This is a genomic window from Luteitalea sp. TBR-22 (assembly GCF_016865485.1).
Lineage (GTDB): Bacteria > Acidobacteriota > Vicinamibacteria > Vicinamibacterales > Vicinamibacteraceae > Luteitalea.
Window position 1 is genome coordinate 5452480 of sequence record NZ_AP024452.1, and the last position, 22842, is coordinate 5475321.

Below are 22842 nucleotides of genomic sequence, written 5' to 3' on the forward strand. Positions count from 1 at the left end.
AGGCTCGAGGCTCAGAATGCTCTCTGAGCCCTGAGCCCTGAGCCCTGAGCCGTACGCTGTCACTGACGCTTCACGGCGACGGCGAAGTGCGATCGGCGCGGATCGGCGCCGGCTTCGAGTCGTCCCGTGGTCGCGTCGAACTGCAATGCCGACGCGTAGCCGTAGCGCAACTCCCCCTTGCGGCCGATCTTCTGGAAGTGGTGGCCGCGCGAGGCGAGCGCGTCGAGCAGCGGCGCCGGGAAACGATCCTCGATCTGCACGCGCGGACGCGTCCCGGCAGGATCGGCAGGGTCACGGCCGACGAGGAACCGCGGCGCCTCCACGGCCGCCTGGGCCCCCAGCCCACCATCGACGTGGGCCAGGATGATGCCGTACACCGAGGCGGTGATCCACGCATTGCCCGCCGCGCCGAGCGCCAGGCGCGGCTTGAGCGTGCCGTTGACGTCCTCGCAGACCAGCGTCGGGGCGCTGGTCGACGACGAGCGCATCAGCGGCAGCAACTGGCCGTAGGCGCCGCGCACCGTGCGGTAGCCGCGCAGGTGGTTGTTGTAGAGGAAGCCGAGGCCCTTGGAGACGTAGAAGTTGCCGCCCCACGTGGAGAGTGTCTGCGTGATCACGATGACGTTGCCCGCCGCGTCGCCGACGGCGAACGCGGTCGTGCCGCGACCGATGCGATCGCCCTGCCCCTGCCCGCCGCTGTCCGTGTCGTCGGCGAACGGCAGGGCGTGCGCCGGATCGATGCGACCGAACAGGGTCGCGGCATGGGCCGGCTCCAGGTGCGGCGCCACCTCGACGGGCCAGAGGGCCGGGTCCGCCACCCGGCGCAACGGGTCGCGCGCCTTCCAGGCCTCGATGGCGTGGTGCAGGTAGTCGGCCGACCCGGTGCCCGACGTGCCGGCGACGCGCGGGTAGTGGTCGAGGATCTGCAGCGTCTCGATGAGCGCCGTGCCGGTCGAGACCGGCGGCGGCGCGCCGAACACCTGCAGCCCACGGTAGCGCCCCGACACCGGCGCCCGCTCGATGACCTGGTACTGCGCCAGGTCCTCGAGGCCGATGATGCCGCCGTTGGCCTCCATGTCGGCGGCGATGCGCCGCGCCAGGCTGCCGCGGTAGAAGGACTCGGCGCCTTCCGACGCGATGGTGCGCAGCGTGGCGGCGTAGTCGGGATTGGCGAACCGCTCCCCGGCGCGTGGCGGGCGGCCGCCGGGCAAGTAGACGCGCGCCGCTTCGGGCCACCGATCGAGCCGCGCGCGGCCTTCCCGCAGCGTGGTCGGCAGGGCCTCGTCGAGTTCGTAGCCATCGGCGGCGAGTTCCACGGCCGGCGCGATGAGTTGTGCCCACGTGAAGCGGCCGGACCCGTAGCGTCGGTACAGGTGGTCCATGCCGGCGACCATGCCGGGGATGTTGGCCGCGGCTGGCCCGTCGCCGACCAGCCGCCCATCGCGGAAGATCGCCGCGTTGGTCAACGTGGCGTGGATCGGCGACTGGTCCTTGTAGTCGATGACCACCGGCTCGCGCATGCCGTTGAGGAACAGCAGCGCCATGCCGTCGCCGCCGATCCCCGAAGCATCGGGCTCCACCACGCCGAGCGCGAACGACACGGCAATCGCCGCGTCGACGATGTTGCCGCCCTGCGCGAGCACGCGCGCGCCGACCTCGCTGGCCAGGCGATGCCCTGACACGACCAGCGCGTCCGACGAGGTGACCGGCGTGCGGGCCAGCGGCTGGCGTGCGACGAGGTCGTCGACGACGCGCTCGAGCTCCGCGGCAGTCCGCGCCGCGACCGCCTGCGGGCGCAACTGCAGTTTCAGCAGGTCCCAGGCGGCCGCCGATGCACCGGCCTGGTAGTACAGGTCGCGGAGCAGCGCCCACGTGCGATCGAAGGCCAGCCCGAAGCGCGTCGCGTCGGGCGCGATCGCCCCCGTGATGCGCTGTGCGCCGGCGTCGGGCGGCAACGGTGCAGGGATCGTGCGGAGCGTGAAGCCCCGCCCGCGCTCGAACAGCGGCGGCGGCTCGGCGGGCACCCGCGAGGGATTGCCGTTGTAGGCCGGCAGCTCGTCGGGCAGGTCGGCGAGCAGCAGGGTGCGGCCGTCGGGCGACCAGGCCGGCTGGGACCGCCATCGCGACACCAGGATCGCCGTGTCGCCGCCGCCGCTCGAGGCACGGCGCTCGGCCAGCGCCTCCGCGGTGGGGACCGGGGTCACCCACACCGCGCCGGTGCCGTCGGCCGCCGAGGCATACGCCAGCCGCGAGCCGTCGGGCGACCAGGCCGGGGCGCTCTCGCGGCCCCGCGTGGCGGTCACGCGCCAGCCGCGCTCGTCGGGCGGCCGCGACGCTGACGGCTCCCCGCGCCCCTCCGGCCGGTCGTCGGGCTGCAGCGCGCGCACCCAGATGTCGTCGGCGCCGCGATCGTCCTCCTGGCTCGACACGTAGGCGACACGTGACCCGTCGGGCGACACGGCCGGGTCGCGCTCGTCGGCGGGCGTATCGATCACCGTGCCGATCTGCGGCGGCAGGCCGGGGGCCGAGCCGTCGACGTTGACGATCATCAGGCCCCACTGATCGCGCACGCGCTGGGCGAACACCAGCCGGCCGTCCGGTGTCCAGGACGGCTGGCGCTCCTCGCCGGGGGCGATCGTGAGGCGCCGCGGCGCGAGCCCCTCCTCGGCCACGTAGAGGTCGAAGCCGTCACCGACGTCGGCGGCGAAGGCGAGGCGGCGCCCGTCCGGCGCCCATGCCGGATCGCGCTCGACGGCGGGCGCCGTGCCGCGCGGCCATGCGACGAACGGGCGGGGATCGCGCCCGTCCGGGGTCATCGTCCAGATCTGGTCGAGCAGGGAGACGGCGATGCGGCCGCCCGACGGCGCCCAGGCCGCGTCGCGGACGGCGGCCAGCGGGCGGTCGTCCTGGGCGCGCACGCCGAGGTGCCACGCCCCGGCGAGCGCGCCGCCGAGGAGGACGAGCCGGCCGAGGCGCGGGCCTGCGGACATGCCGAACGGCCGCCTTGACCCGTCAGCGGGCGCTGACGAGACGACGGATGGTGGCCGCCAGCTTCGCGGCCGAGAGGCCGTTGACGTCCATCAGTTCCTCGGGCGTGCCGCTGCGGGGCAGGCCCGGCACCGCCACGCGCTCGACGCGCAGGCCGAGCGGCGAGGCCACCTCGCACACCGCGTCGCCGATGCCGCCGGCGGCGTAGTGATCCTCGACGGTGACCAACAGCCCGGTCTCGCGGCCCGCCGCGGTGATCGTCGCGGCGTCGACCGGCTTGACCGAGTAGAGGTCGATCACGCGCACGTGGATGCCGTCGGCGGCGACCGCGTCGGCCGCCTTCAGCGCCTCGAACACCGTGACGCCGGCGGTGACGATGGTGATCGCATCGGAGGCCGACGAGCGCAGGACCTTCGAGCCACCGACGGGGAACGACTCGGCGGCGTCGTAGATGACCGGCGTCTTCGGCCGGCTGGTGCGGATGTAGGCCATGCCCGGATGGGCGGCGGCCGTCGCGACCAGCTTCTCGGCGCTGACCGCGTCGCACGGGTAGAGCACCGCGCAACCAGGCACGGCGCGGAACATCGCCAGGTCCTCGAGCGCCATCTGCGAGCCGCCGTCCTCGCCGATCGAGACGCCGCAGTGGCTGCCGGCGAACTTCGTGTTGACGCCGCTAATGCCGGCCATGCGGATGAAGTCGGCCGCGCGCGTCAGGAACGCGGCAAAGGTCGTGGCAAACGGGATCGCGCCGCGCGCCGCCAGGCCCATCGCCATGCCCGCCATCACCTGCTCGGCGATGAAGGACTGGTAGAAGCGCTCCGGCGCCACCTTCTCGAACCGGTCGGTGAAGGTGGAGTTCTTGACGTCGGCATCGAGCGCCACGACGCGCGCATCCGCGACGCCCAGCTTCGCCAGGCCGGTGCCGTACGCCTCGCGCGTCGCCACCAGGTCGCCCTTCGTGTAGCTCGGGGCCTCCACGACCGCCGGCGCCGCGGGATCGGGGCGGGTCACGACGCCCGAGGGCATCGGAATCTCCGGGCGCCCGGCACCGCCCTCGGGCACCAACTGCGCCTCGAGCTCGGCCACGGCCGCCTCGGCCTGCTCTGCCGACATCGGCTTGCCGTGCCAGCCGGCCTTGCCTTCCATCAGCGCGATGCCCTTGCCCTTCTCGGTGCGCGCGACGAGCACGGTCGGCTTGCCGCTGGTGGCGCGCGCCTCGGCAAAGGCGGCCTGCAGCGCGCCGATGTCGTGCCCGTCGAGGACGATCGCGTGCCAGCCGAAGGCGCGCCAGCGCGCGGCCACCGTCTCGGTGTCGTGACCGAACTGCGTCGCGCGGCTCTGGCCCAGCCCGTTGAGGTCGACGATCGCGCACAGCGAGTCGAGCTGGTGGAACTGGCCACTCTGCGCCGCCTCCCACACCGAGCCCTCGGCCATCTCGCCGTCGCCCATCAGCACGTAGGTGCGGTAGTCGCTGCCGATGCGGCGGGCGTTCAACGCGCACCCGACGCCGGCCGCCAGGCCCTGCCCGAGCGAGCCGGTCGCGAGGTCGACCCAGGGCAGGCGCGGCGTCGGATGGCCCTCGAGGTCGCTCGTCAGCTCGCGAAGCGTCAGCGTCGCCTCACGCGACACGATGCCCACCTCCGCCCACGCGGCGTACAGCAGCGGTGCGGCGTGCCCCTTCGAGAGGATGAAACGGTCGTTGTCGACCCGGTGCGGATCCTTCGGGTCGTAGCGCATCTCGCCGCAGAACAGCACGGCGGCGATCTCGGCGGCCGAGGCGCAGGTGCTCGGATGACCGCTACCGGCCTTGGTGGTGCTCCGCACGGAGTCGATCCGCAGGCGGGTGGCGATGTTGTGCAGGGACGCGTGAGCAGGTGCAACTGACGGCGACACAAGGACCTCCGGGGACTGCGTAGTCTACCACGCGGTCGTCGACCGACCGCCCGGTTCGAGGCCGATCCAGGCCAGCCCGACGGGCGCCGCGAACACACCGGCCGCGCCGGCCTGCTCACCGATCGCCACGAGGATACGGCGAGCCCGCGCCATCGCTTCGGGATCGTCCCCGTGCAGGCGCACGAGGAGCCGCGCGGCCTCGGCGTTGCCGACCAGCGGGAAGTGCGGCTCGGCCAGCCGCCCGACCTGCCCGGCCCCGGCCAGCGTCGCCACCCGATCGACGAGCGCGCCCGAGGGGTGGGCGAGCCGCGCCAGCGCCGTCTGGAGCAGTTCCTCGGCAAGGTCGCGATAGACGGGCTCGTCGCGCCACTGGTCGGCGTCGAGCACCGCCACGGCCATCGCCATCGCATCGTCGAGCAGGAGCGGGCCGCGCGCGTGGCCGTGCTCCAGCACGTGCGAGACGCCGGCGCCCCGGGCATACGCCGCCGGCGCCAGGACCTCGAGCGCCTCGATTGCCTCTCTCGCGAGCTCATCGTCGTGCATCGCAGCGGCCGCGGCGAGCAGCGCGGCACAGGCGCGCGCGCTCGCGTCCACGAGGACGAGCCCGCCCGCCCCGACCCAGGGACGCCAGTGCCCGTCGTTCCGCCTGAGCGCGCGCAGCGCCGCGACCCGACGTTCGAGGTGTGACTGCCACGACGGCAGGGCGTCGAGGCACACGGCGCGGGCCAGCACGCGAACCCACGCGGCCTCGTCCTCGAGGCGACGCGGGCCCCCGGCATCGTCCGCATCCGGATCGCGGGGCAGGTCCTCGGCGGCCGCGTCGAGGAGCGAGGCGGCCATGGCGGCCCAGTCGGCGTCGCGGCCGACGGCCGCCCACGCGAAGGCGCAGAGCGCGGCCAGCGCAGCCGGCGCGCCCGAAGGAGACAGCGTCGGCGCGGCCACGCCCTGCATGACGGCCTCCAGCACGTCGCCGGCCTGATCGGCCCCGACATCCGGAGGGTCGGCCCCTGGAGGGACGGTCGTGGGGGCCGGCGGCGGGGTGCGCCACCCGTGGGCCGCGTACGCGTCGGTCGCGACGCGGAGGCGGGCGGCCAGCGATTCGTCGAGCCGCGTGCCCCCGGTCAGGACATGTCCTTCCGGCGTGAGCAGGAGCAGGGTGGGCCACTGACCCAGCCCGTACCGGTCGGCGATGTCGGGCCGGCGGTCGACGTCGACGCGGACGGGCACGACGCCTTCGGCAATCGCGGCCGCGACATCGGGCCGGGCGAAGACGCGGGCGTGCGCGTCGGCGCTGGCCGGGGCCCACGCGGCCTCGAGGAGCAGCAGCACGGGCCGACGGCGGCGCTGCGCGTCGAGGAAGGCGGCCGTGTGCCACGGCTGCCAGTCGGGGGGAGCCACGGGTCCTATAATGACCAAGCCATGGCTCACCGCGTAACGCTCATTCCAGGGGATGGCATCGGGCCGGAGGTCAGCGCCGCTGTCGTGCGCATCATCGAGGCGGCCGGCGTCGCCATCGAGTGGGACGAGCACCACGCGGGGGTGACGGCCGTCGAGCAGACGGGCAGCACGCTGCCGCAGTCGCTCCTCGACTCGGTGATCGCCAATCGCGTCGCCCTCAAGGGCCCGGTGACGACGCCCGTCGGGGAGGGCTTCACGAGCGTCAACGTGGGCCTGCGCAAGACCCTCGACCTGTACGCGAACCTGCGACCGGTGACCAACCTGCCCGGGGTGCCCTCCCGGTACCAGGACGTCGACATGGTGATCGTCCGCGAGAACACCGAGGATCTCTACTCCGGCATGGAGAACGAGATCGTGCCGGGCGTGGTGGCAGGCCTGAAGATCATCACCGCGACGGCCAGCGAGCGGATCGCGCGGTTCGCCTTCCGCCATGCGACCGAGAACGGGCGCCGCAAGGTGACGGCCATCCACAAGGCCAACATCATGAAGCAGGCCGACGGCCTGTTCCTGCGCAGCGCGCGGACCGTCGCCCGGGAGTTCCCCGACATCACGTACGACGAGAAGATCGTCGACAACGCGTGCATGCAGCTCGTGATGCGGCCCGAGCAGTACGACGTGCTGCTGCTGCCCAACCTCTACGGCGACATCGTGTCGGACCTGGCGGCAGGCCTGGTGGGCGGCCTCGGCGTCGTGCCCGGCGCCAACCTCGGCGAGCAGGCCGCGGTGTTCGAGGCGGTGCACGGCAGCGCCCCGGACATCGCCGGGCAGGACAAGGCCAATCCGACGGCACTGCTGCTGTCGGGCCTGATGCTGTTGCGCCACATCGGCGAACGGACGGCCGCCGACGTGATCTTCGGCGCCCTGACCCGGGTGATGGCGGCTGGCACGACGATCACGCGCGACCTCGGCGGGTCGGCGTCGACCACCCAGTTCACCGACGCGGTCGTGCGCGAGATCCACGCCCATCGGGGCTGACGGCCGTGATCGTGGAGGACCTGCGGCAACAGGTGCTGGCGCGCGAGGACGTCCGCCGGCTGTTCGAACCGCCCGACGGCGAACCCGCCGCGCTGGCGCGGGTCGAGGAATACCTCGAGGAACTGCGCGCGACGCAGCGGCGGTCGATCTACCGCGCCCTGCAGCACCCGCTGTACCCGATCCTCCGGAAGGTCGAGCGCATCCCCGAGCACATCGAGCGCGCGCACGCCGCCGTGCAATCGGGTCGGGTGGTCTACGTCTCCAACCACAAGAGCCACGTCGATTACCTGATCGAGCTGCTGATCCTCGAGGATTTCGACATCCGGCCACCGATCATCGCCGCGGGCATCAACCTGTTCGGCGGCGCGCTCGGCCTGCTGCACAAGCACGTGACCGGCGCCATCCCGATCAGGCGCGGCACCCGTGACGCGGCGTACCTGGTGACGCTGAAGGCCTACGTCGCGGAACTGCTCCAGGGGCACGACCTGTTCTTCTACCCCGAGGGCGGGCGCAGCTACAGCGGCGCGCTCAAGTCGGCGAAGACGGGCCTGTTCAACGCCGTCGTCACCGCCGAGGTCCCGACGCTGCACATCCTGCCGCTGGCGATCGCCTACGACCTCGTGCTCGAGGACAAGATCCTCGCGCCACAGGTCACCAAGAGCCGGCAGCGGCCCTTCACGCGTGAACTCGCCGAGATGGTGGGCACCGCCGTCGGCTACCAGTCGCGGGCGTTCGTCACCTTCGGCGAGCCGATCACGCTCGCGGGTGGCGAGGCGCGGTCACGACGCGACGTGATCGACCTGGCGCAGCAGTCGCTGGCCGCCATCGGCCGGCTCCACAAGGTGCTGCCGACGGCGCTGGTCGCGCGAGCGATGCGCCCGTCCATCCCCTACGACGACCTGGTGGGCGGCGTGGACGCGCTGATCGGCCGGCTGGTGGCCTCGGGCGCGAACATGGAGACGACCTCGGCGCGCAAGGCCACCCACGAAGGCCTGGCCCTGCTCGAGGAGCGCGGCGTCCTGCAGCGCGAGATCGACCTCGTGCGGGTGCGCGACCGCTTCACGCTGCGCTACTACGCGCGCCAGCTGCAACACCTGCTCGACACGCCGCGTCCCATCCCCTGAGATGATCGACGCCCTGTCCAAGGCCGTGTTCGGCACGCTGGCCGGGAGCGCCACGCTCAAGCGCGTGGCGAGCCGCTACGGGATGCGGGGACAGGGTGGGTTCGCGCGCCGCTTCGTTGCCGGCGAGACCATCGACGAGGCGATCGGCGCGGCCCGCGCCGTGGAAGCGCAAGGCCTGGCCCAGACGCTCGACCTGCTCGGCGAGAGCGTGGCGAGCGAGGCCGAGGCACGCGCGGCCGCCGAGGCGTACCTCGCGATGATGCCCCGCATCGCCGACGCGGGCGTCGGCCGCAACATCTCCATCAAGCTCACCCAGCTCGGGCTGGACCTCTCGGCCGACCTGGCCGGGGCGCACCTGCGCCGCATCCTCGCCCGGGCGGGCGAGCTCGGGTTCTTCGTGCGCATCGACATGGAGAACTCGCCGTACATCGAGGCCACGCTGGCGCTGTTCGAGTCGGTGTGGCGCGAGGGCACGACCAACGTCGGCGTCGTGCTGCAATCGGCCCTCAAGCGCAGCAAGGACGACCTCGAACGGGTGCTGGCACTGGGCGCCCGGGTCCGCCTCGTCAAGGGTGCCTACAAGGAACCGGCAGCCGTCGCCTACCAGTCCAAGGCCGAGGTTGATGACGCGTACGTGCGCCTGATGGAGCGACTCCTGCGCGCCGGGCACTTCCCGGCCATCGCGACGCACGACCCGGACATGATCGCCGCCGCCCGACGCCTGGCGACCGAGGCCGGCGTGCCGCAAGGCGCCTACGAGTTCCAGATGCTCTATGGCGTGCGACGCGACCTGCAGCAGTCACTGCGGGCGGAGGGCTTCGGGATGCGTGTCTACATTCCGTACGGCCGCGAATGGTTCCCATACTTCATGCGTCGTCTTGGTGAACGCCCTGCGAACGTCGGGTTCGTACTGAAGAGCCTGCTGCGCGAGCGCTGACGCGCCACGCTCGAGACAACTTCGCGCCGCCACCGCAGCCGTCCCGGCCGAGGCATCGGCCGTGGCGGGGGATGCGCATCGACCGCGAAGCTGAAGCGTTCAGGCGCGTCGTCGCGTTGGCATGCTCCTCGCACCCTGCCCTGCCGTTCGCTCGCCAGCCGTCGCAGCGTTCAATCGGACGAGGGCATTCGTGCCGCGTCCCAGCGCGCGCGGATCCCGAGCAAGGGAGGATGCACCCATGGCCAGTGAGGCCCAGGCCACCCGGTTCACCACGACGTTCCCGGCGCTCGTCTCGCGCCGCCGCCCGTTCACCGAGCACGCCGCGCGCATGGGCACCTGGCTCCGCCAGTCGCTCTGCGCCGTGAATGGCCACGACAAGTACCTGCACGTCGAGGGCACGCGCGTGACACTGCGGTGCGTCACCTGCCAGCACGACTCGCCAGGCTGGGACACCGGCGGCCGCGCCTACCAGCGCACGTACGCCGGCGATCCGGGGCGGCACAGGATTCGGTAGGAATGGCTTACCCGAGGAACTGCCGCGCCAACGCCGCGAGCGTGTAGGCGCACTCGTCGACGCTCGCGAGCTCGACGTACTCCACGGGGCTGTGCAGGCCGGCGCCCCTGGGACCGAAGATCACGGTGGGAATCCCCGCGCCTCCGAGGATGGCCGCGTCGGTCCAGTAGCTCATGCCGGCCACGCGGGCCTCGAGGCCGCGGGCGCGCCCGGCGACGATCAGCTGTTGCGGCAACTCCGCAGCCGGATCGAGGTCGTATCCCGATCGCTCGACGATCAGCGAGACGTCCGCCGTGAACTCGGGATCGTTCTTCTTCAGCACCGCGAGCATCTGCTCGACTTCGTGCAGCGCGCGCGCGCCGTCCTCGCCGGGCAGCGTGCGCCGCTCGATCATCAGGCGGCACAACGCGGGATACACGCTCGCCTCGGTGCCGCCGGCAATCGTCGACGCGTGCAGCGACCCGCTGCCGAGCAGCGGGTGGGTCGGCCGGGCGCGCAGTTCCTGGTCGAAGCGCTCGAGCACGCCGAGCACGCGCCCCATCGCGAGGATCGCGTCCTTGCCCTCTTCGGGACGGCTGCCGTGCGCCGCGCGGCCATGGGTGTTGATCTCGAGCCACGCAAAGCCCTTGTGCGCGACGCCGACGCTCAGGTCGGTGGGCTCGGTGACCACCGCGCCATCCGCACGCCAGTCGCGCACCAACGCCTCGGCGCCCAGGCTGGCGTACTCCTCGTCGACGACGCCGGCGACGAGCAGGCGGCCCTTCGGGAGCCCCTCGGCCGCGAGTTGCCGCGCCGCGCCGACGCAGGCCGCCAGGCCCGCCTTCATGTCCTGCGTGCCTCGCCCGTAGAGCCGCCCGTCACGCTCGACCGGCACGAACGGGTCGGCCATGCCCTCGACGCCCACCGTGTCGAGGTGGCCGCAGAGCAGCAGGGTCGGCCCCGGCTGCGCGCCCTCCAGCACGCCGACCACGTTGGGCCGGCCGGCGACGACCTCGGTCACCGTCACGTCGAGTCCCGACTCGCGCAGGCACGCGGCCAGGCACGCCGCCGCGTCGGCCTCGCCGGGCGCGCCCGGCACGAGCGACGGGTTGACCGAGTTGATCGCGACGAGGTCGCGCAGCAGCTGCCTCGCCCGCTCCATGGCCTACTTCCAGCGGGCGATGAAGATGTTCGTGTCGCCGCGGTTCTTCTGGTTGCGGTTGGACGCGAACACGAGGCGCGTCCCGTCGGGCGAGAACATCGGGAAGCCGTCGAAGTCGGGGTGGTGCGTCACCTGCTCCACGGCGCCGCCGGCGGCGTCGATCAGGAACAGGTCGAAGTTGCGCCCCTTCACGTTGTGCAGGTTCGACGAGAAGATCAGCCGCTTGCCGTCGGGCGTCCAGAACGGGGCGAAGTTGGCCGCGCCGTTGTTGGTGATCTGGCGGAGGTTCGAGCCGTCGGCGTTCATGACGTACAGCTCGGTGGAGGTCGGGCGCCAGAGGCCCTCCTTCAGCAGCGTGAAGTAGTCGGTGAGCTCGGCGCTGCCGGCCTGCGGATGGCGACCACGGAAGACGATCTGCGTGCCGTCGGGCGAGTAGAACGCGCCGCCGTCGGGGCCGGGCAGGTTGGTCAGGCGCTTGACGTCCGACCCGTCGCCGGCCATCGAGTAGATCTCCATGTCGCCGTCGCGCACGCTCGTGAACACGATGCGGCCGTTCGGGCCGACGGTCGCCTCGGCGTCGTAGCCTGGCGTCCTGGTGAGCGCGACCGGCGCGCTGCCGTCGGCGCTCGCCTTGTAGATGTCGTACCCGTCGTAGATGGGCCAGACGTAGCCGCGCGCCATCGAGGGGCGCTCGGGGCAGGCCGCCGCCTTGCCGTGCGTCGACGCGTAGACGATCTGCCTGGCGTCGCGCGTGAAGAAGCCGCAGGTGGTGCGCCCCTGCCCGTTGCTGACCTGCCGGCGGTCGGTGCCGTCGATCTTCATCACGAACATCTGGTCGCACGACACGGGGTCGGGCGACGACTGGAAGATCAGGTGCGAGCCGTCGGGCGAGAAGTAGGCCTCGGCATTCTCTCCACGATCGGTCAGCATCCGGATGTCGGAGAGGTGTCCCTCGAGGGCGGCGAGGTTCTCCGGCACCGGCGGCAGCGCGGGCGCCTGGTGCTGGGCGAGCAGGAGCGCGTCGGGCCTCATCCACCCGGCGATGACGAGGGCGAGGGTCGCAGCCGCGAGGGGCAGGCGAGCATTCATACGGCCGAGGATAGCATCCACGGGCTGGTACGATCCCGCCGATGGCCGACCGCCGAACCGCGGTGATCACGGGCGCCTCCTCGGGCATCGGGGAGGCGTGCGCCCGGGCCTTTGCACGGGAGGGCCTGCACGTGGTGCTGGCCGCCCGGCGGGCGGGTGAACTCGAGCGCGTCGCCGCCGACATCGCGGCCGCAGGTGGGGTTGCCACCGTGGCACCGTGCGACGTCACCGACCCGGCGCAGGTCGATGCCCTGGTGGCCCGGGCCCTCGCCGCGACCGGGCGGCTCGACGTGATGGTCGCCAACGCCGGCCTCGGCTACAACGGACGACTCGACGAGACCGACACGGAGACCATGCGGCGGCTGATGGAGGTCAACTACTTCGGCACCTTCCACGCCGCACGCGCCGCCGTCGGGCACTTCCGCACCGTCGGCGCCGGTCACCTCTTCATCGTGTCCTCCATCGTCGGCCGCAAGGGCGTGCCGCGGATGGGGGCTTACGCGGCGACCAAGTTCGCCCAGGTCGGGCTCGGCGAGTCGGTGCGCGCCGAGCTCGCAGGCTCGGGCATCCACGTCACGCTGGTGTACCCGATCAGCACCGAGACGGGCTTCCGCAGCGCGATGGCGCGTGAATGGGGCCAGGACGTCGCCGGCGCCGGACCGAGGCAGTCGCCCGACCACGTCGCCGCGACGATGGTGCGCGCGTTGCGACGACCACGGGCAGACGTCTACCCGATGCGCGCCTCGCGCCTGGTTGCCGTCGCCGCGGCCCTGCTGCCCGGCGTCGCCGATTGGGTGTCGACGAGGTTCACGAGGACGCCGAAGTGATCACCGGGCACCGGGCACCGGGATCCGGGCACCGGCCCTGGGTGGGGACGGCTGTCCGAGCCGTCCGAGGCCGTGCCATGGTCACGGCCCGCTCGCCCTTCGACTCTCGCTCACGCCGCCCCGAGCATCGTCGAGGGACGGAGAGCCGTCCCTGTTCACGGTGACGATGCAGAGCGCCGAACTGACTTTCGCTCGTGCCATCGCCGAGGACGTGCATGCCCGAGGAGGCCGGGCGCTCGTCGTCGGCGGCTACGTGCGCGACCAGTTGCTCGGGCACCCGTCCAAGGACATCGACCTCGAGGTGTTCGGCGTGCCGGCCGACGACCTGAAGGCGCTGCTGGCGAGGTTCGGGGCGGTGAACACCGTCGGCGAGAGCTTCACCGTCTTCAAGGTGCAGGGACTCGACGTGTCGCTGCCGCGACGCGAGTCGAAGGTCGGGCGCGGGCACAAGGGCTTCGTGGTCCACGGCGACCCGTTCCTGCCCTTCGACGAGGCAGCTCGCCGGCGCGACTTCACGATCAACGCCATCGGGTGGGACCCGCGCACCGGCGAGTACCTCGACCCGCACGGCGGGCGGGCCGACCTCGAGGCGCGCGTCCTGCGGATGGTCGACGCCCGGACGTTCGGCGAGGACAGCCTGCGGGTGCTGCGGGCGCTGCAGTTCGCGGCGCGATTCGGTTGTCGAGTCGACGAGGCGACGGCGGGGGTGTGCCGGGCCACGCCGCTCGACGACCTGCCGGCCGAGCGCGTGTGGGGCGAGCTCGAGAAGCTGCTGCTCCGTTCGCCGCGGCCGTCGGTGGGCCTCCACCTCGCGCGCGACCTCGACGTCGTCGGGCGCCTCTGGCCGACCCTCGAGGCCCTGGCCCGCTGCCCGCAGGACCCCGAGTGGCACCCGGAAGGCGACGTGTGGACGCACACCTGCATGGTGGTGGACGAGGCCGCGACCCGGAAGGCGGCCTTCACGCATCCCGAGCAGGTGGCGCTGATGCTCGGCGCGCTGCTGCACGACATCGGCAAGCCGCTGGTGACCGCCGAGATCGACGGCCGGATCAAGAGCCCCGGCCACGAGGGCGAAGGCGTGCCGCTGGCCACCGCGCTGCTCGACGCCTGGCAGGTGCACACGCTCGAGGGCTACCCGGTGCGGGCGCAGGTGCTCGCGCTGGTCGCCTGGCACATGCTCCCGGGCGCCTGGTGGAAGGCGCCCGAGCCGGTCTCGGACGGCGCATTCCGTCGGCTCGCACGCAAGGTGGACATGGTGCTGCTGGCGCGTCTCTCGGAGGCCGACTGCAACGGCCGCGGCGGGACCTTCGACTGCAGCTTCGGCCAGTGGTTCCTCGACCGGGTCGCCGCGCTCGGCGTCGAGCATGCGCCGCCGGCGCCGCTGCTGCTCGGCCGCCACCTCATCGCGCTCGGCGTCGCGCCGGGGCCGCGCATGGGCGAGATCCTCAAGGCCGTCTACGAACAGCAGCTCGATGGCGCGGTGACGACGCTGGAGGAGGCCATCGACGCCGCCCGTGGCAATTTGAAATTCGACAGTTGAAATTTCGCGGGGCGCGGCTTCGCCGTCGCCCCTCGCATTGTCGCGAGCGAGCGAAGGCCGGAGGCCGAGCCGCCGAGAAATTCGAATCTCGAATTACCCGAGCAGCTCGGCGAGCGAAGCGAGCGAGACGTTGCCGCCGCTCAGCACGGCCACAACCGCTCCCTCGCGCGCCCAGTCGGCGACGCGCGGCAGCGCCCCGGCCACCGACGTCGCGCCGCTCGGCTCGATCGCGATGCGCGCGCTGTCCCACAGCGCCCGCGCCGCGTCGACGATCTCGGCGTCGCTCACCGTGATCACCTCGTCGACGAACGCCTGCACGTGCAGGAAGTTCATCACGCCCGGGCGGACCGCCATCAACCCGTCGGCGATGCTGCTGACCGCCGACAGCGTCACCGGCATCCCTGCGGCCAGCGACTGCGACATCTTCGGCGCGCCCTCCGGTTCGACGCCGACGACGCGAATCGACGGATCGGTGAGCTTGACGGCCGCGGCGACGCCCGAGATGAGGCCGCCGCCGCCGACCGGCACCACGACCGTCCGCACCTCGGGCACCTGCGCGACGATCTCGAGCCCGGCCGTGCCCTGCCCTTCGATGATCGGCAGGCAGTCGAAGGGCGGCACGATGGCGAGCCCGCGCTCGTTGGCGATCGCCTCGGCGCGCGCCTGGCGGTGCACCGTCGTGGTGCCCGCAAACAGCACCTCGGCGCCCCAGCGGCGCGCGCCCTCGACCTTCACCGCCGGGGCCGTCTCCGGCATCACGATGACGGCAGGAATGCCGAACCGTTGCGCCGCGAAGGCCACTGCCTGCCCGTGGTTGCCCGACGAGTACGTGATCACGCCAGCGGCGCGCTGCGCCTCGGTCATGCGCGCCAGGTAGTTGTAGGCACCGCGAATCTTGAAGGCGCCGATCGGCTGCATCTGCTCGCACTTGACCTGCAGCGGCAGCAGCGGCGCGAGGTCGAGCACCGGCGTCCGGCGGGCGATGCCCTGCACACGCGCGGCGGCAGCGCGAATCCCCTCGAGGGTGGCGAGCATCAGCGCCCTGCCTTTCCGGTCAGCGGCATGCAGGCAACGCCGAGCGAGTCTCGGTCGAGGCTGGCCGGGCCCCGGGCCGACGGCTGACGTGCGAGGGCGGCGAGGGCTGGCAGGCCGGCGAGGCAGTCAGCGGCCTGGGCGGTCGGGCAGAGGCGCATGGGGGAATTCTAGTTCTATACTCCTCCGAGATGCGGCGACTGGCGCGCACCCTCCTATTGGTCAGCCTCGGCTTACTGGCGTGGACACCCGCGCAGGCGCAGGTCGCCGGGCCGCCGGGCCCGTTCGTGCTCGACGTGCGCGGCGGATTCAGCAGCGTCGGCCGCTCGGAGGAACTGGCGGCCCCGCGCGGCCTGCAGGTGGCCGAGTTGCCCAAGCGGGTGCTGGGCCTGGACGTCGGCGCACACGTCTACCCGGTGCGGGGCAAGGTCACGCTGGGAATCGGCGCGTCGCTGCTGATGATGGGCGGCACGCAGTCGCCGGCCGATCCGGTGGACGGCGCCACGGCGACCGGCAACCGGGGCGAGTTCCGGGTGAGAGGCATCGTGCCGCAGGTGTCGCTCAACTTCGGCAGCCACCGCGGCTGGAGCTACCTGGGCGGCGGGCTGGGCCTGTCGCAACTGAAGGCCGGCAACCCCGACACGGACCTGTCGTACAGCCCGCAACTGCTGACCATCAACGTCGGCGGCGGCGCGCGCTGGTTCGTCAGCGAGCACGTCGCCTTCACCTTCGACGGCCGTTACTACCGCCTCGGCTCCAGCGAGCCCTCCGCCGACTACGTGGGCAACCCGGCCACGTCGTTGTTCGTGCTGAGCGTCGGCCTCGGCTTCAAGTGAGCCACGGCACCCCGCCCGGCTAGCCGACGTGCTTCTTGAGGAAGGCGAGCATCGCCGGCCAGGCCTGCTGCGTGGCCTTCAGGTTCGCCCCGTTCTGCCCTGACTGCGCCCGCAGGAACCCGTGCCCGGCGCCGGGGTAGACGTTGGCCTCGAAGGTCTTGCCCAGCCTGCCCATCTCCGCCCTGGCGCCGTCGATCGTCGCATTGACGCGGGCGTCGTTCTCGCCGTACAGGCCGAGCACGGCCGCCTTGACGTTGGCCAGCGTCGCGAGGTCGGCCGGGGAACTCCCGTAGTAGACGACGGCCGCATCGAGGGCTGGCTGCTTCGTGGCATACGCGAAGCTCGTGGAACCGCCCCAGCAGTAGCCGACGGTGGCCGACTTGCCGTTGGCCGCCGGCAGCTTGACGCCATAGGTGCGTACGGCGTCCAGCTTCATGACCACCTCGTCGGGCGTCAGCCCTCGCACGCCCGCCACCACGTCGTCGCGGGAGGCGAACGCCTCGGTGCCGCCGCCGTTGGGTCCCTTGCCGGTGAGCAGGTCGGGGGCGATGGCGATGTAGCCGGCGGCGGCGAACTGGTCGGCGACGCCGCGGATCCAGTCCGACAGGCCGTAGATCTCGTGGATGACGATGACGACCGGCGCCTTGTCCTTGCGCTCGGGGTACGAAACCCAGGCGCGTAGCGTGCCGCCGCCGGGCACGGCGACGTCGGCGTACTCGCCGTGCCGGGGTGACGCGTTCAGCCGCGCCTTGGCGGTCTCCTCGGCGGGGGGCAGCGACGGATCATCGGCGACCGTCGCGGCCTGCGCGATCGGGTGCGCCATGGCGTGCCCGGCGTGGGGGTCCGCGGCGGCCGCGGCCGTCTGGGCCCCGGCCGGACGCACGTGGGCGACGAGCGCTGCGCCGAGCAGCACGGCGGCCATGCGGTTCCTCATGGTGCGGCCTCCTTACGAGTCCTGCTGGTCCTGCTCGCGGCGGGCGCGTCCGCGACGCAGTTCCTCGAACAGGCGTGGGATGTTCCCCGACACCGAGTGCAGCGTGGGCGACCAGCCGAGCGCCAGCGAGCGGGCGCTGCGGATCCGCTGGTCGAGCGCCAGCGCGTCGGCGTAGGGCCCCATCTTGGCGCGGGCCTCGGCGATCGGCACGAAGCGGATGTCGGGCGGATGCGGGCGGTGCGCGGCGATCGCGTCGGCGATCGCGCGGACCTGCTCGTCGGCGCCGTCGGTGCCGTGGAACACCCCGTGCCCATCCTCGCTGGCGACGACACGCGCGTAGAGGTCGGCCAGGTCGCGATCGTAGACGAGCGGCCAGTGGTTCTCGCCGTTGCCGACGATGCGCATCAGCCCGTTCTCGGCCGAGGCCAGCAGGTCCGACACGATGCCGCGCGACCCACCGTAGACGATGCCCGGCCGAATCACCGCGGCGCGCAGGGCGCCGCCGCCGGCGTCGAGCACCCACTGCTCGTGCGCCGGGCGCCAGGCCACCAGGTCCACGGGCGCCAGCGGTGCCGTCTCGTCGACGGGATCGGGGGCCGGGCCGAGCACCCAGATGCCCGACGTGTAGACGAGGACGGCGGGGCCGCGCTCGGCGGCGTGCCGCGCGAGATCGATCAGGGTCTCGAGGGCGATGCGCTCGATCTCGACACCCTTGGGGGAGGGCTCGAAGGCCGCGTGCACGAAGGCCTCGCAGGAGGAGGCCTGGGTGCGCCAGGTATTCGGGTTGCCGAGGGTCCCGACAGCTGAATCGACGCCGCGATCGGCAAGCCGACGCGCCTTTTCCTGGTGCCGGACCAGCGCCACCACCTCGTGCGACGCGCGCTGCAACGCGTCGACCACGGCCGACCCGATGTAGCCGGTGGCTCCCGTCACGAACACTCGCATACGTGCTGTCGCCTTCCTCTCGCGCCCGGCCGGCCCGCGCACTGGGGTGCGCCGCCCACCGGGGACGTCATTCTAGCCCGCTTCCGTCCGATGACCGGGCGACGGGCCCCGCACCTCGGCCGTACCCGGTCCCTATCCCAGCGCCCAGCCCCCAGCGCCTGCTCGCCAGCCGTGTTTCCTAGATTTCCCAGAGGCGCAGGCCGTCGTAGCAGGTCATCATGCCGTCGGTGCTCACCTTGAGCACCGGACCGAACCGCCCGGCCGCCTGGGCGGCCGTCGTGCGCGCCCCCTCCGACACCCAGGCGTCGCCCACCTCGCCCTGCGGGTGCATCAGGATCGCGCCGGCGGCAATCAGGCGGCCGTGCGTGTCGACCACCGTCGCGCCGTCGAGGCTGGCCAGCGCCATCAGCACGCTGTCCTCCACATCGTCGAGGGTGCGACCGCGCAGCAGGTAGTGCAATGGCCGACGGCTGCCGTCACCGGTGGGGCCGGCGGTGGCCGGCCGGTCGAGCCGGTCGATGGGCGCCACCAGCGCGTTGGCGGCCTCGACGTCGCGCAGGACCACCAGCAGCGCGCCCTGCCGCGCGTCGGCCATGTCGAGCGCGCACTGGAACAGCTTCTCGGCGATCGGGCGCGAGCCGACCGCCTGCAGCCACTGGACGTACTTGGCCTCGACGTCGAGCAGGTGCCACTCGGCGTTGCGGAACGTGAAGACGTGCGCGCCCTCGGCAAAGACCTTGATCTCGTGCGAAGGGCTCAGCACGATGCAGGTGTCGCGCGTTCCGAGCGTCGCGGCGGCATGCTGGCGGTACGCCGAGGGGCAGGGCGAGGTGATCGCCATCATCGGGTGGATCTCGCGGGCGCGATGGGTGATGTCGATGATGTCGAGCAGCAGGCCGTCCTCCCCTACCAGGAACACGGTCCGCAGGCCGTCGCAGAGGCGGTAGAAGCTCTTGACCGCGGTCAGCGGCTGCCCGTAGAGGCGTGCCGCGCCCTGCCGCCCGTGGGCGGCATCGTCGCCGAGCACCAGCACGCCGGAGGAGATCGCGCGGCTCTCGTAGCTGGAGAGCGCCGCGACGCGGAGCACCTCGATGCAGTGCGCCAGGCGGTCGGCGCGGTTGCGTTCGACGCCGGCCCGATAGGGACGGCGGTCGAGGAAGGCGGCGACGTACCGGTCCTCGATCAGGCCCTGGAACAGGTCGGCGCGCGCCGCCATCACTGCGGAGTCGAAGATGGTGCTGTAGCGGGCCGCCAGGACCTCGCCGATGGCGCGCGCGACGCGCAGTTCGTGGGCCGTGAAGGGCTGCGAGCGCGGCACGTGCAGGATGTGGCGCGTGCCGAACCAGCGCAGCACCAGCTCGCACGGATCGTCGGTCGGCTCGATCGAGAGCGAGCGGATGTCCGAGTCGGTGAGCGAAGCTTCGAGCTCGAGGGTCGCGCGCGCGAGAAAGCGCTGCAGCGCGCCCTGCAGCAGGCTGTCGTAGAGCGCGCTCGCGGCAAAGGCCGGCGGCACTGGCATGGGCGTCCACTATCATAAGCGGCTCATGGCTCACGGCCCCGGCGAGACGCCATCGCCAGGGCGTGCCCCCGTCCCGGCGCGGGCCACGCTCCTCGACTTCTTCCACGACGCCACCCGGCGCACCGGCGCCTTCCTGGTGCACGACGACGGCTACCGGACGTGGTCCTACCGCTACGACGAGGTCGGCGCAGCCGCCCGGCGGGTGGCTGCGCGCCTGCACGCCGCGGGCCTCGCCAAGGGCGACGCCGTGGTGCTCTGGGGCGAGAACCGTCCCGAGTGGATCGTTGCGTTCTGGGCCTGCCTGCTGCGCGGGATCGTCGTGGTGCCGATCGACTTCCGCTCGGCCCCGGCGCTGGTCGACCACATCGGCGGCATCGTCAAGGCCAGGCTGCTGCTCGCCGGTGAGGACGTGGAGGCCGCCGCGGTCACGCTCGACGTGCCACGCTGGCCGCTCGCCACCATGTTGCGGGAGACCGAGGGCGAGTCACCGGGCCGGGGCCCCGGGCCCGGCGAGCCGCCGCCGGTCCCGATCACGGCCGACGACACGGCGGAGATCATCTTCACGTCGGGGGCCACCGCCGAGCCCAAGGGCGTGATCATCACGCACCGCAACGTGCTCGCCAACATCGTGCCGATCGAGCGCGAGATGGCGAAGTACCAGCGGTACATCCGGCCGTTCTCGCCGATCCGCTTCCTCAACCTGCTGCCCCTGAGCCACATGTTCGGGCAGGCCATGGCGACGTTCGTGCCGCCGATGCTCGGGGGCACGGTCGTCTTCATGCGATCGCTGGCGCCGGCCGACATCGTCGGCCAGATCCGGGCGCGCCGCATCTCGGTGCTCGTGTCGGTGCCCAAGATCCTCGACGTGCTGCGCGAGCACGTACGGCACCGGTTCCCCGAGACGCTGGCGGTGCAGCCGCCGCCCGATTCGGGCATCGCCCCCCTGCCGAAGGAGAAGTGGTACCGGCGGTGGTGGCGCTTCCGCCGCGTGCACCGCGCCTTCGGGATGAAGTTCTGGAGTGCGGTGGTGGGCGCGGCGCCGCTCGACCCGGAACTCGAGGCGTTCTGGGGCGGTCTGGGCTTCCTCGTCGTGCAGGGCTACGGCCTCACCGAGACGGCGCCGATCGTCACCCTGAACCACCCGCTGAACGCGCGGCGCGGCAGCGTCGGCAAGCCGATCCACGGCGTCGAGGTGAAGATCGCCGACGACGGCGAGATCCTGGTGCGCGGCGACAACGTGTCGCAGGGCTACTTCGGCGGCACCACCGAGGCGACCCGCACGCGTGCCGACGGCTGGCTGCACACCGGCGACATCGGCGGCCTCGACGAGCAGGGGCGGCTCTACATCCGGGGCCGCAAGAAGGAGATGATCGTCACCCCGGAAGGCCTCAACGTCTTCCCGGAGGACGTCGAGCGCGCCCTGCTCGCCGAGACCGGGGTCCGCGACGCCGCCGTCGTGGGGCGGCACTGGGAAGGCGAGGAGCGCGTGCACGCCGTGCTGGTGCTCGACGATCCCGCCGCCATGGCCCGCGTCGTCCAGGGCGCCAACAGTCGCCTCGGCGATCACCAGAAGATTCGCAGCGCCTCGATCTGGACCGGCGCCGACCTGCCTCGGACCGAGGGCACGCGCAAGTTGAAGCGCACGGCGCTGCGCGCCTGGGCGGAGTCGGGCGAGCAACCGGCGGTACGGCCGGTGACCGGCGAGGACCCGCTGCAGCACGTCATCGGCCGCTTCGCCAAGGGGCGTGACGACGTCGACGACGACACGCCGATCGAGACGCTGGCCCTCAGCTCGCTCGAACGCGTGGAACTGCTCATGGCGCTCGAGCAGCAGTTCCAGACCATCGTCGACGAGGGCGCGTTCGCGGCCGCCCGCACGGTGGGGGACCTGCGCACCCTCGTCGGGGATCGGGAATCGGGGATCGCGGATCGGGAACGGCCCACCGCGGCGACGCTCGACCGGGCTGGGACGACCGGCCCGACCGGCACCGAACCGGACGCACCGCGCCGGCTCGGTGGAACAGCCGACGCGACGCCCTTCGATTTTCCGCGCTGGAACCGCGCGCCCTGGGCGTACTGGCTGCGGCGCCTCAGCCTGCCGACGTGGATCCTGCCGCTCGGCCGCGTCTTCGCATGGGTGCACGTGGAGGGGCGCGAGCACCTGGAGGGGCTGCGCGGCCCCGTGGTGTTCGCGGCGACGCACCAGAGCCACATGGACACGCCCATCCTCCTGATGGCCCTCCCCCGGCGCTGGCGCTACGCGACCGCGGTGGCGATGGCCAAGGAGTTCTTCACGGCCCATTTCCACCCGGAGGGCCAGCCGATCGGCCGGCGGCTCACCAACGGCGCGAACTACTACCTCGCGTCGCTGTTCTTCAACGCGTTCCCCATCCCGCAGCGCGAGGCGGGAGCGCGCCATACGCTCCGCTACATCGGCCAGCTCTTCGAGGAGGGGCAATCGTTGCTGATCTTCCCGGAAGGCAAGCGGACGATGGACGGCGAGATCAACCCGTTCCGGGCCGGAATCGGGATGATCGGCTCGAAACTGGGGGTGCCCGTGGTGCCGGTGCGGCTCGAGGGCGCCGACCGCCTGCTGCACCAGAAGGCGAAGTTCCCCACGCCCGGGCGGGTGCGGGTGACCTTCGGGCCGCCGCTGTACCTCGAGGGCGACGATTACGCCGCGCTGGCCGGGCAGGTGGAGGCAGCGGTGCGTGCCCTCGGCAATTCGAAGTTCGAAATTTGAAATTCAGGCGCGCCGGCTTCGCCTGGCGCGGCGGAGGCCGAAGGCCAAGCCGCCGGGAATTTCAAATTGTCCAATTTCGAATTGCCCGCGTCAGTATGTGACAATGGTCCGTTGGAGACCGACTGATTGAGCAAAGACGATCTGATTGACGTCCAAGGCACCGTGACCGCGGTGCACAGCGGCGGGCTGTATCGCGTGCAGTGTGATTCCGGCCAGGAAGTGCTCGCGCAGCTGAGCGGCCGCATGCGCCGGTTCCGCATCAAGGTGGTGCCGGGCGACCGCGTCACCGTGGGCGTGTCGCCGTACGACCCCGTCCGCGGCATCATCACCTTCCGCGTGCGCTAGAC

General features: G+C 72.2%; 18 protein-coding genes. 9 read left to right on the forward strand and 9 right to left on the reverse strand.

The annotated features are described in order from the left end of the window. Positions 1–59: 59 nt before the first annotated feature. The 3 genes from TBR22_RS22565 to TBR22_RS22575 form a co-directional block, all read right to left on the reverse strand. The gene (locus TBR22_RS22565; RefSeq protein WP_239490095.1) at positions 60–2990 is read right to left on the reverse strand and encodes a gamma-glutamyltransferase; all 2931 of its coding nucleotides are present in this window, start codon (positions 2988–2990) and stop codon (positions 60–62) included. 22 nt (positions 2991–3012) lie between these two features. After that, positions 3013–4812, reverse strand: coding sequence for a transketolase (locus tag TBR22_RS22570; RefSeq protein WP_239490096.1), 1800 nt, complete (start codon positions 4810–4812; stop codon positions 3013–3015). Positions 4813–4905: 93 nt separating this feature from the next. Beyond that, the gene (locus tag TBR22_RS22575) at positions 4906–6279 is read right to left on the reverse strand and encodes a DUF255 domain-containing protein (RefSeq protein WP_239490097.1); all 1374 of its coding nucleotides are present in this window, start codon (positions 6277–6279) and stop codon (positions 4906–4908) included. A gap of 21 nt (positions 6280–6300) precedes the next feature. On the opposite strand from TBR22_RS22575, the gene TBR22_RS22580 reads away from it, so the two are divergent. From TBR22_RS22580 to TBR22_RS22595, 4 genes are all read left to right on the forward strand, one after another. After that, positions 6301–7314 carry an isocitrate/isopropylmalate dehydrogenase family protein gene (locus tag TBR22_RS22580; protein WP_239490098.1) on the forward strand — a complete coding sequence of 338 codons (1014 nt, stop codon included), beginning with the start codon at positions 6301–6303 and terminating at the stop codon, positions 7312–7314. Positions 7315–7319: 5 nt separating this feature from the next. Continuing rightward, entirely contained in the window at positions 7320–8438 is a 1119-nt protein-coding gene (locus tag TBR22_RS22585; protein WP_239490099.1) for a 1-acyl-sn-glycerol-3-phosphate acyltransferase, read from the forward strand. 1 nt (position 8439) lies between these two features. Next, entirely contained in the window at positions 8440–9375 is a 936-nt protein-coding gene (locus TBR22_RS22590; RefSeq protein ID WP_239490100.1) for a proline dehydrogenase family protein, read from the forward strand. Positions 9376–9613: 238 nt separating this feature from the next. Further along, entirely contained in the window at positions 9614–9889 is a 276-nt protein-coding gene (locus TBR22_RS22595; RefSeq protein WP_239490101.1) for a hypothetical protein, read from the forward strand. 7 nt (positions 9890–9896) lie between these two features. Here TBR22_RS22595 and TBR22_RS22600 read toward each other — a convergent pair whose 3' ends face one another. Both TBR22_RS22600 and TBR22_RS22605 read right to left on the reverse strand, forming a co-directional pair. Continuing rightward, positions 9897–11030 (reverse strand): M20/M25/M40 family metallo-hydrolase, encoded by a 1134-nt coding sequence (locus tag TBR22_RS22600; protein ID WP_239490102.1) that lies wholly within the window; start codon positions 11028–11030, stop codon positions 9897–9899. 3 nt (positions 11031–11033) lie between these two features. Continuing rightward, a complete protein-coding gene (locus TBR22_RS22605) occupies positions 11034–12119 on the reverse strand; it encodes a hypothetical protein (protein ID WP_239490103.1) in 1086 nt (361 codons plus the stop codon). A 41-nt stretch (positions 12120–12160) separates the two neighbouring features. Between TBR22_RS22605 and TBR22_RS22610 the strand changes: the two genes are divergently transcribed. Then, positions 12161–12946 carry an SDR family oxidoreductase gene (locus TBR22_RS22610; protein WP_239490104.1) on the forward strand — a complete coding sequence of 262 codons (786 nt, stop codon included), beginning with the start codon at positions 12161–12163 and terminating at the stop codon, positions 12944–12946. A gap of 166 nt (positions 12947–13112) precedes the next feature. Then, on the forward strand, positions 13113–14486 hold the full coding sequence (locus TBR22_RS22615; protein ID WP_239490105.1) for a CCA tRNA nucleotidyltransferase: 1374 nt from the start codon (positions 13113–13115) through the stop codon (positions 14484–14486). Between the two features lie 93 nt (positions 14487–14579). Here the strand turns inward: TBR22_RS22615 and TBR22_RS22620 are convergent, their stop codons facing one another. Continuing rightward, positions 14580–15521: a threonine/serine dehydratase gene (locus tag TBR22_RS22620; RefSeq protein ID WP_239490106.1), complete on the reverse strand. Its 942-nt coding sequence runs from the start codon at positions 15519–15521 to the stop codon at positions 14580–14582. Between the two features lie 188 nt (positions 15522–15709). On the opposite strand from TBR22_RS22620, the gene TBR22_RS22625 reads away from it, so the two are divergent. Beyond that, positions 15710–16354, forward strand: coding sequence for a hypothetical protein (locus TBR22_RS22625; protein WP_239490107.1), 645 nt, complete (start codon positions 15710–15712; stop codon positions 16352–16354). A 19-nt stretch (positions 16355–16373) separates the two neighbouring features. Here TBR22_RS22625 and TBR22_RS22630 read toward each other — a convergent pair whose 3' ends face one another. The 3 genes from TBR22_RS22630 to TBR22_RS22640 all read right to left on the reverse strand — a co-directional run bounded on the left by TBR22_RS22630 (position 16374) and on the right by TBR22_RS22640 (position 19752). Continuing rightward, positions 16374–17288, reverse strand: a complete 915-nt coding sequence (locus tag TBR22_RS22630) for a dienelactone hydrolase family protein (protein ID WP_239490108.1) — start codon at positions 17286–17288, stop codon at positions 16374–16376. A 12-nt stretch (positions 17289–17300) separates the two neighbouring features. Beyond that, positions 17301–18233, reverse strand: a complete 933-nt coding sequence (locus tag TBR22_RS22635) for an NAD-dependent epimerase/dehydratase family protein (RefSeq protein WP_239490109.1) — start codon at positions 18231–18233, stop codon at positions 17301–17303. Between the two features lie 178 nt (positions 18234–18411). After that, positions 18412–19752 carry a hypothetical protein gene (locus TBR22_RS22640; protein ID WP_239490110.1) on the reverse strand — a complete coding sequence of 447 codons (1341 nt, stop codon included), beginning with the start codon at positions 19750–19752 and terminating at the stop codon, positions 18412–18414. A 25-nt stretch (positions 19753–19777) separates the two neighbouring features. Here TBR22_RS22640 and TBR22_RS22645 point away from each other — a divergent pair, with 25 nt between their 5' ends. Both TBR22_RS22645 and infA read left to right on the forward strand, forming a co-directional pair. After that, positions 19778–22495, forward strand: coding sequence for an AMP-binding protein (locus tag TBR22_RS22645; RefSeq protein ID WP_239490111.1), 2718 nt, complete (start codon positions 19778–19780; stop codon positions 22493–22495). 162 nt (positions 22496–22657) lie between these two features. After that, entirely contained in the window at positions 22658–22840 is a 183-nt protein-coding gene (infA, locus tag TBR22_RS22650; RefSeq protein WP_239490112.1) for a translation initiation factor IF-1, read from the forward strand. The last annotated feature ends 2 nt before the right edge of the window (positions 22841–22842 follow it).

Bases quoted from the DNA above. Each gene is read 5' to 3' on its own strand.
- TBR22_RS22645 (WP_239490111.1), top strand. From the start codon at position 19,778: ATGGCTCACGGCCCCGGCGAGACGCCATCGCCAGGGCGTGCCCCCGTC.
- TBR22_RS22620 (WP_239490106.1), bottom strand. From the start codon at position 15,521: ATGCTCGCCACCCTCGAGGGGATTCGCGCTGCCGCCGCGCGTGTGCAG.
- TBR22_RS22600 (WP_239490102.1), bottom strand. From the start codon at position 11,030: ATGGAGCGGGCGAGGCAGCTGCTGCGCGACCTCGTCGCGATCAACTCG.
- TBR22_RS22610 (WP_239490104.1), top strand. From the start codon at position 12,161: ATGGCCGACCGCCGAACCGCGGTGATCACGGGCGCCTCCTCGGGCATC.
- TBR22_RS22625 (WP_239490107.1), top strand. From the start codon at position 15,710: ATGCGGCGACTGGCGCGCACCCTCCTATTGGTCAGCCTCGGCTTACTG.
- TBR22_RS22590 (WP_239490100.1), top strand. From the start codon at position 8,440: ATGATCGACGCCCTGTCCAAGGCCGTGTTCGGCACGCTGGCCGGGAGC.
- TBR22_RS22640 (WP_239490110.1), bottom strand. From the start codon at position 19,752: ATGCCAGTGCCGCCGGCCTTTGCCGCGAGCGCGCTCTACGACAGCCTG.
- TBR22_RS22565 (WP_239490095.1), bottom strand. From the start codon at position 2,990: ATGTCCGCAGGCCCGCGCCTCGGCCGGCTCGTCCTCCTCGGCGGCGCG.
- TBR22_RS22630 (WP_239490108.1), bottom strand. From the start codon at position 17,288: ATGAGGAACCGCATGGCCGCCGTGCTGCTCGGCGCAGCGCTCGTCGCC.
- TBR22_RS22605 (WP_239490103.1), bottom strand. From the start codon at position 12,119: ATGAATGCTCGCCTGCCCCTCGCGGCTGCGACCCTCGCCCTCGTCATC.
- TBR22_RS22580 (WP_239490098.1), top strand. From the start codon at position 6,301: ATGGCTCACCGCGTAACGCTCATTCCAGGGGATGGCATCGGGCCGGAG.
- TBR22_RS22635 (WP_239490109.1), bottom strand. From the start codon at position 18,233: ATGCGAGTGTTCGTGACGGGAGCCACCGGCTACATCGGGTCGGCCGTG.
- TBR22_RS22615 (WP_239490105.1), top strand. From the start codon at position 13,113: ATGCAGAGCGCCGAACTGACTTTCGCTCGTGCCATCGCCGAGGACGTG.
- TBR22_RS22595 (WP_239490101.1), top strand. From the start codon at position 9,614: ATGGCCAGTGAGGCCCAGGCCACCCGGTTCACCACGACGTTCCCGGCG.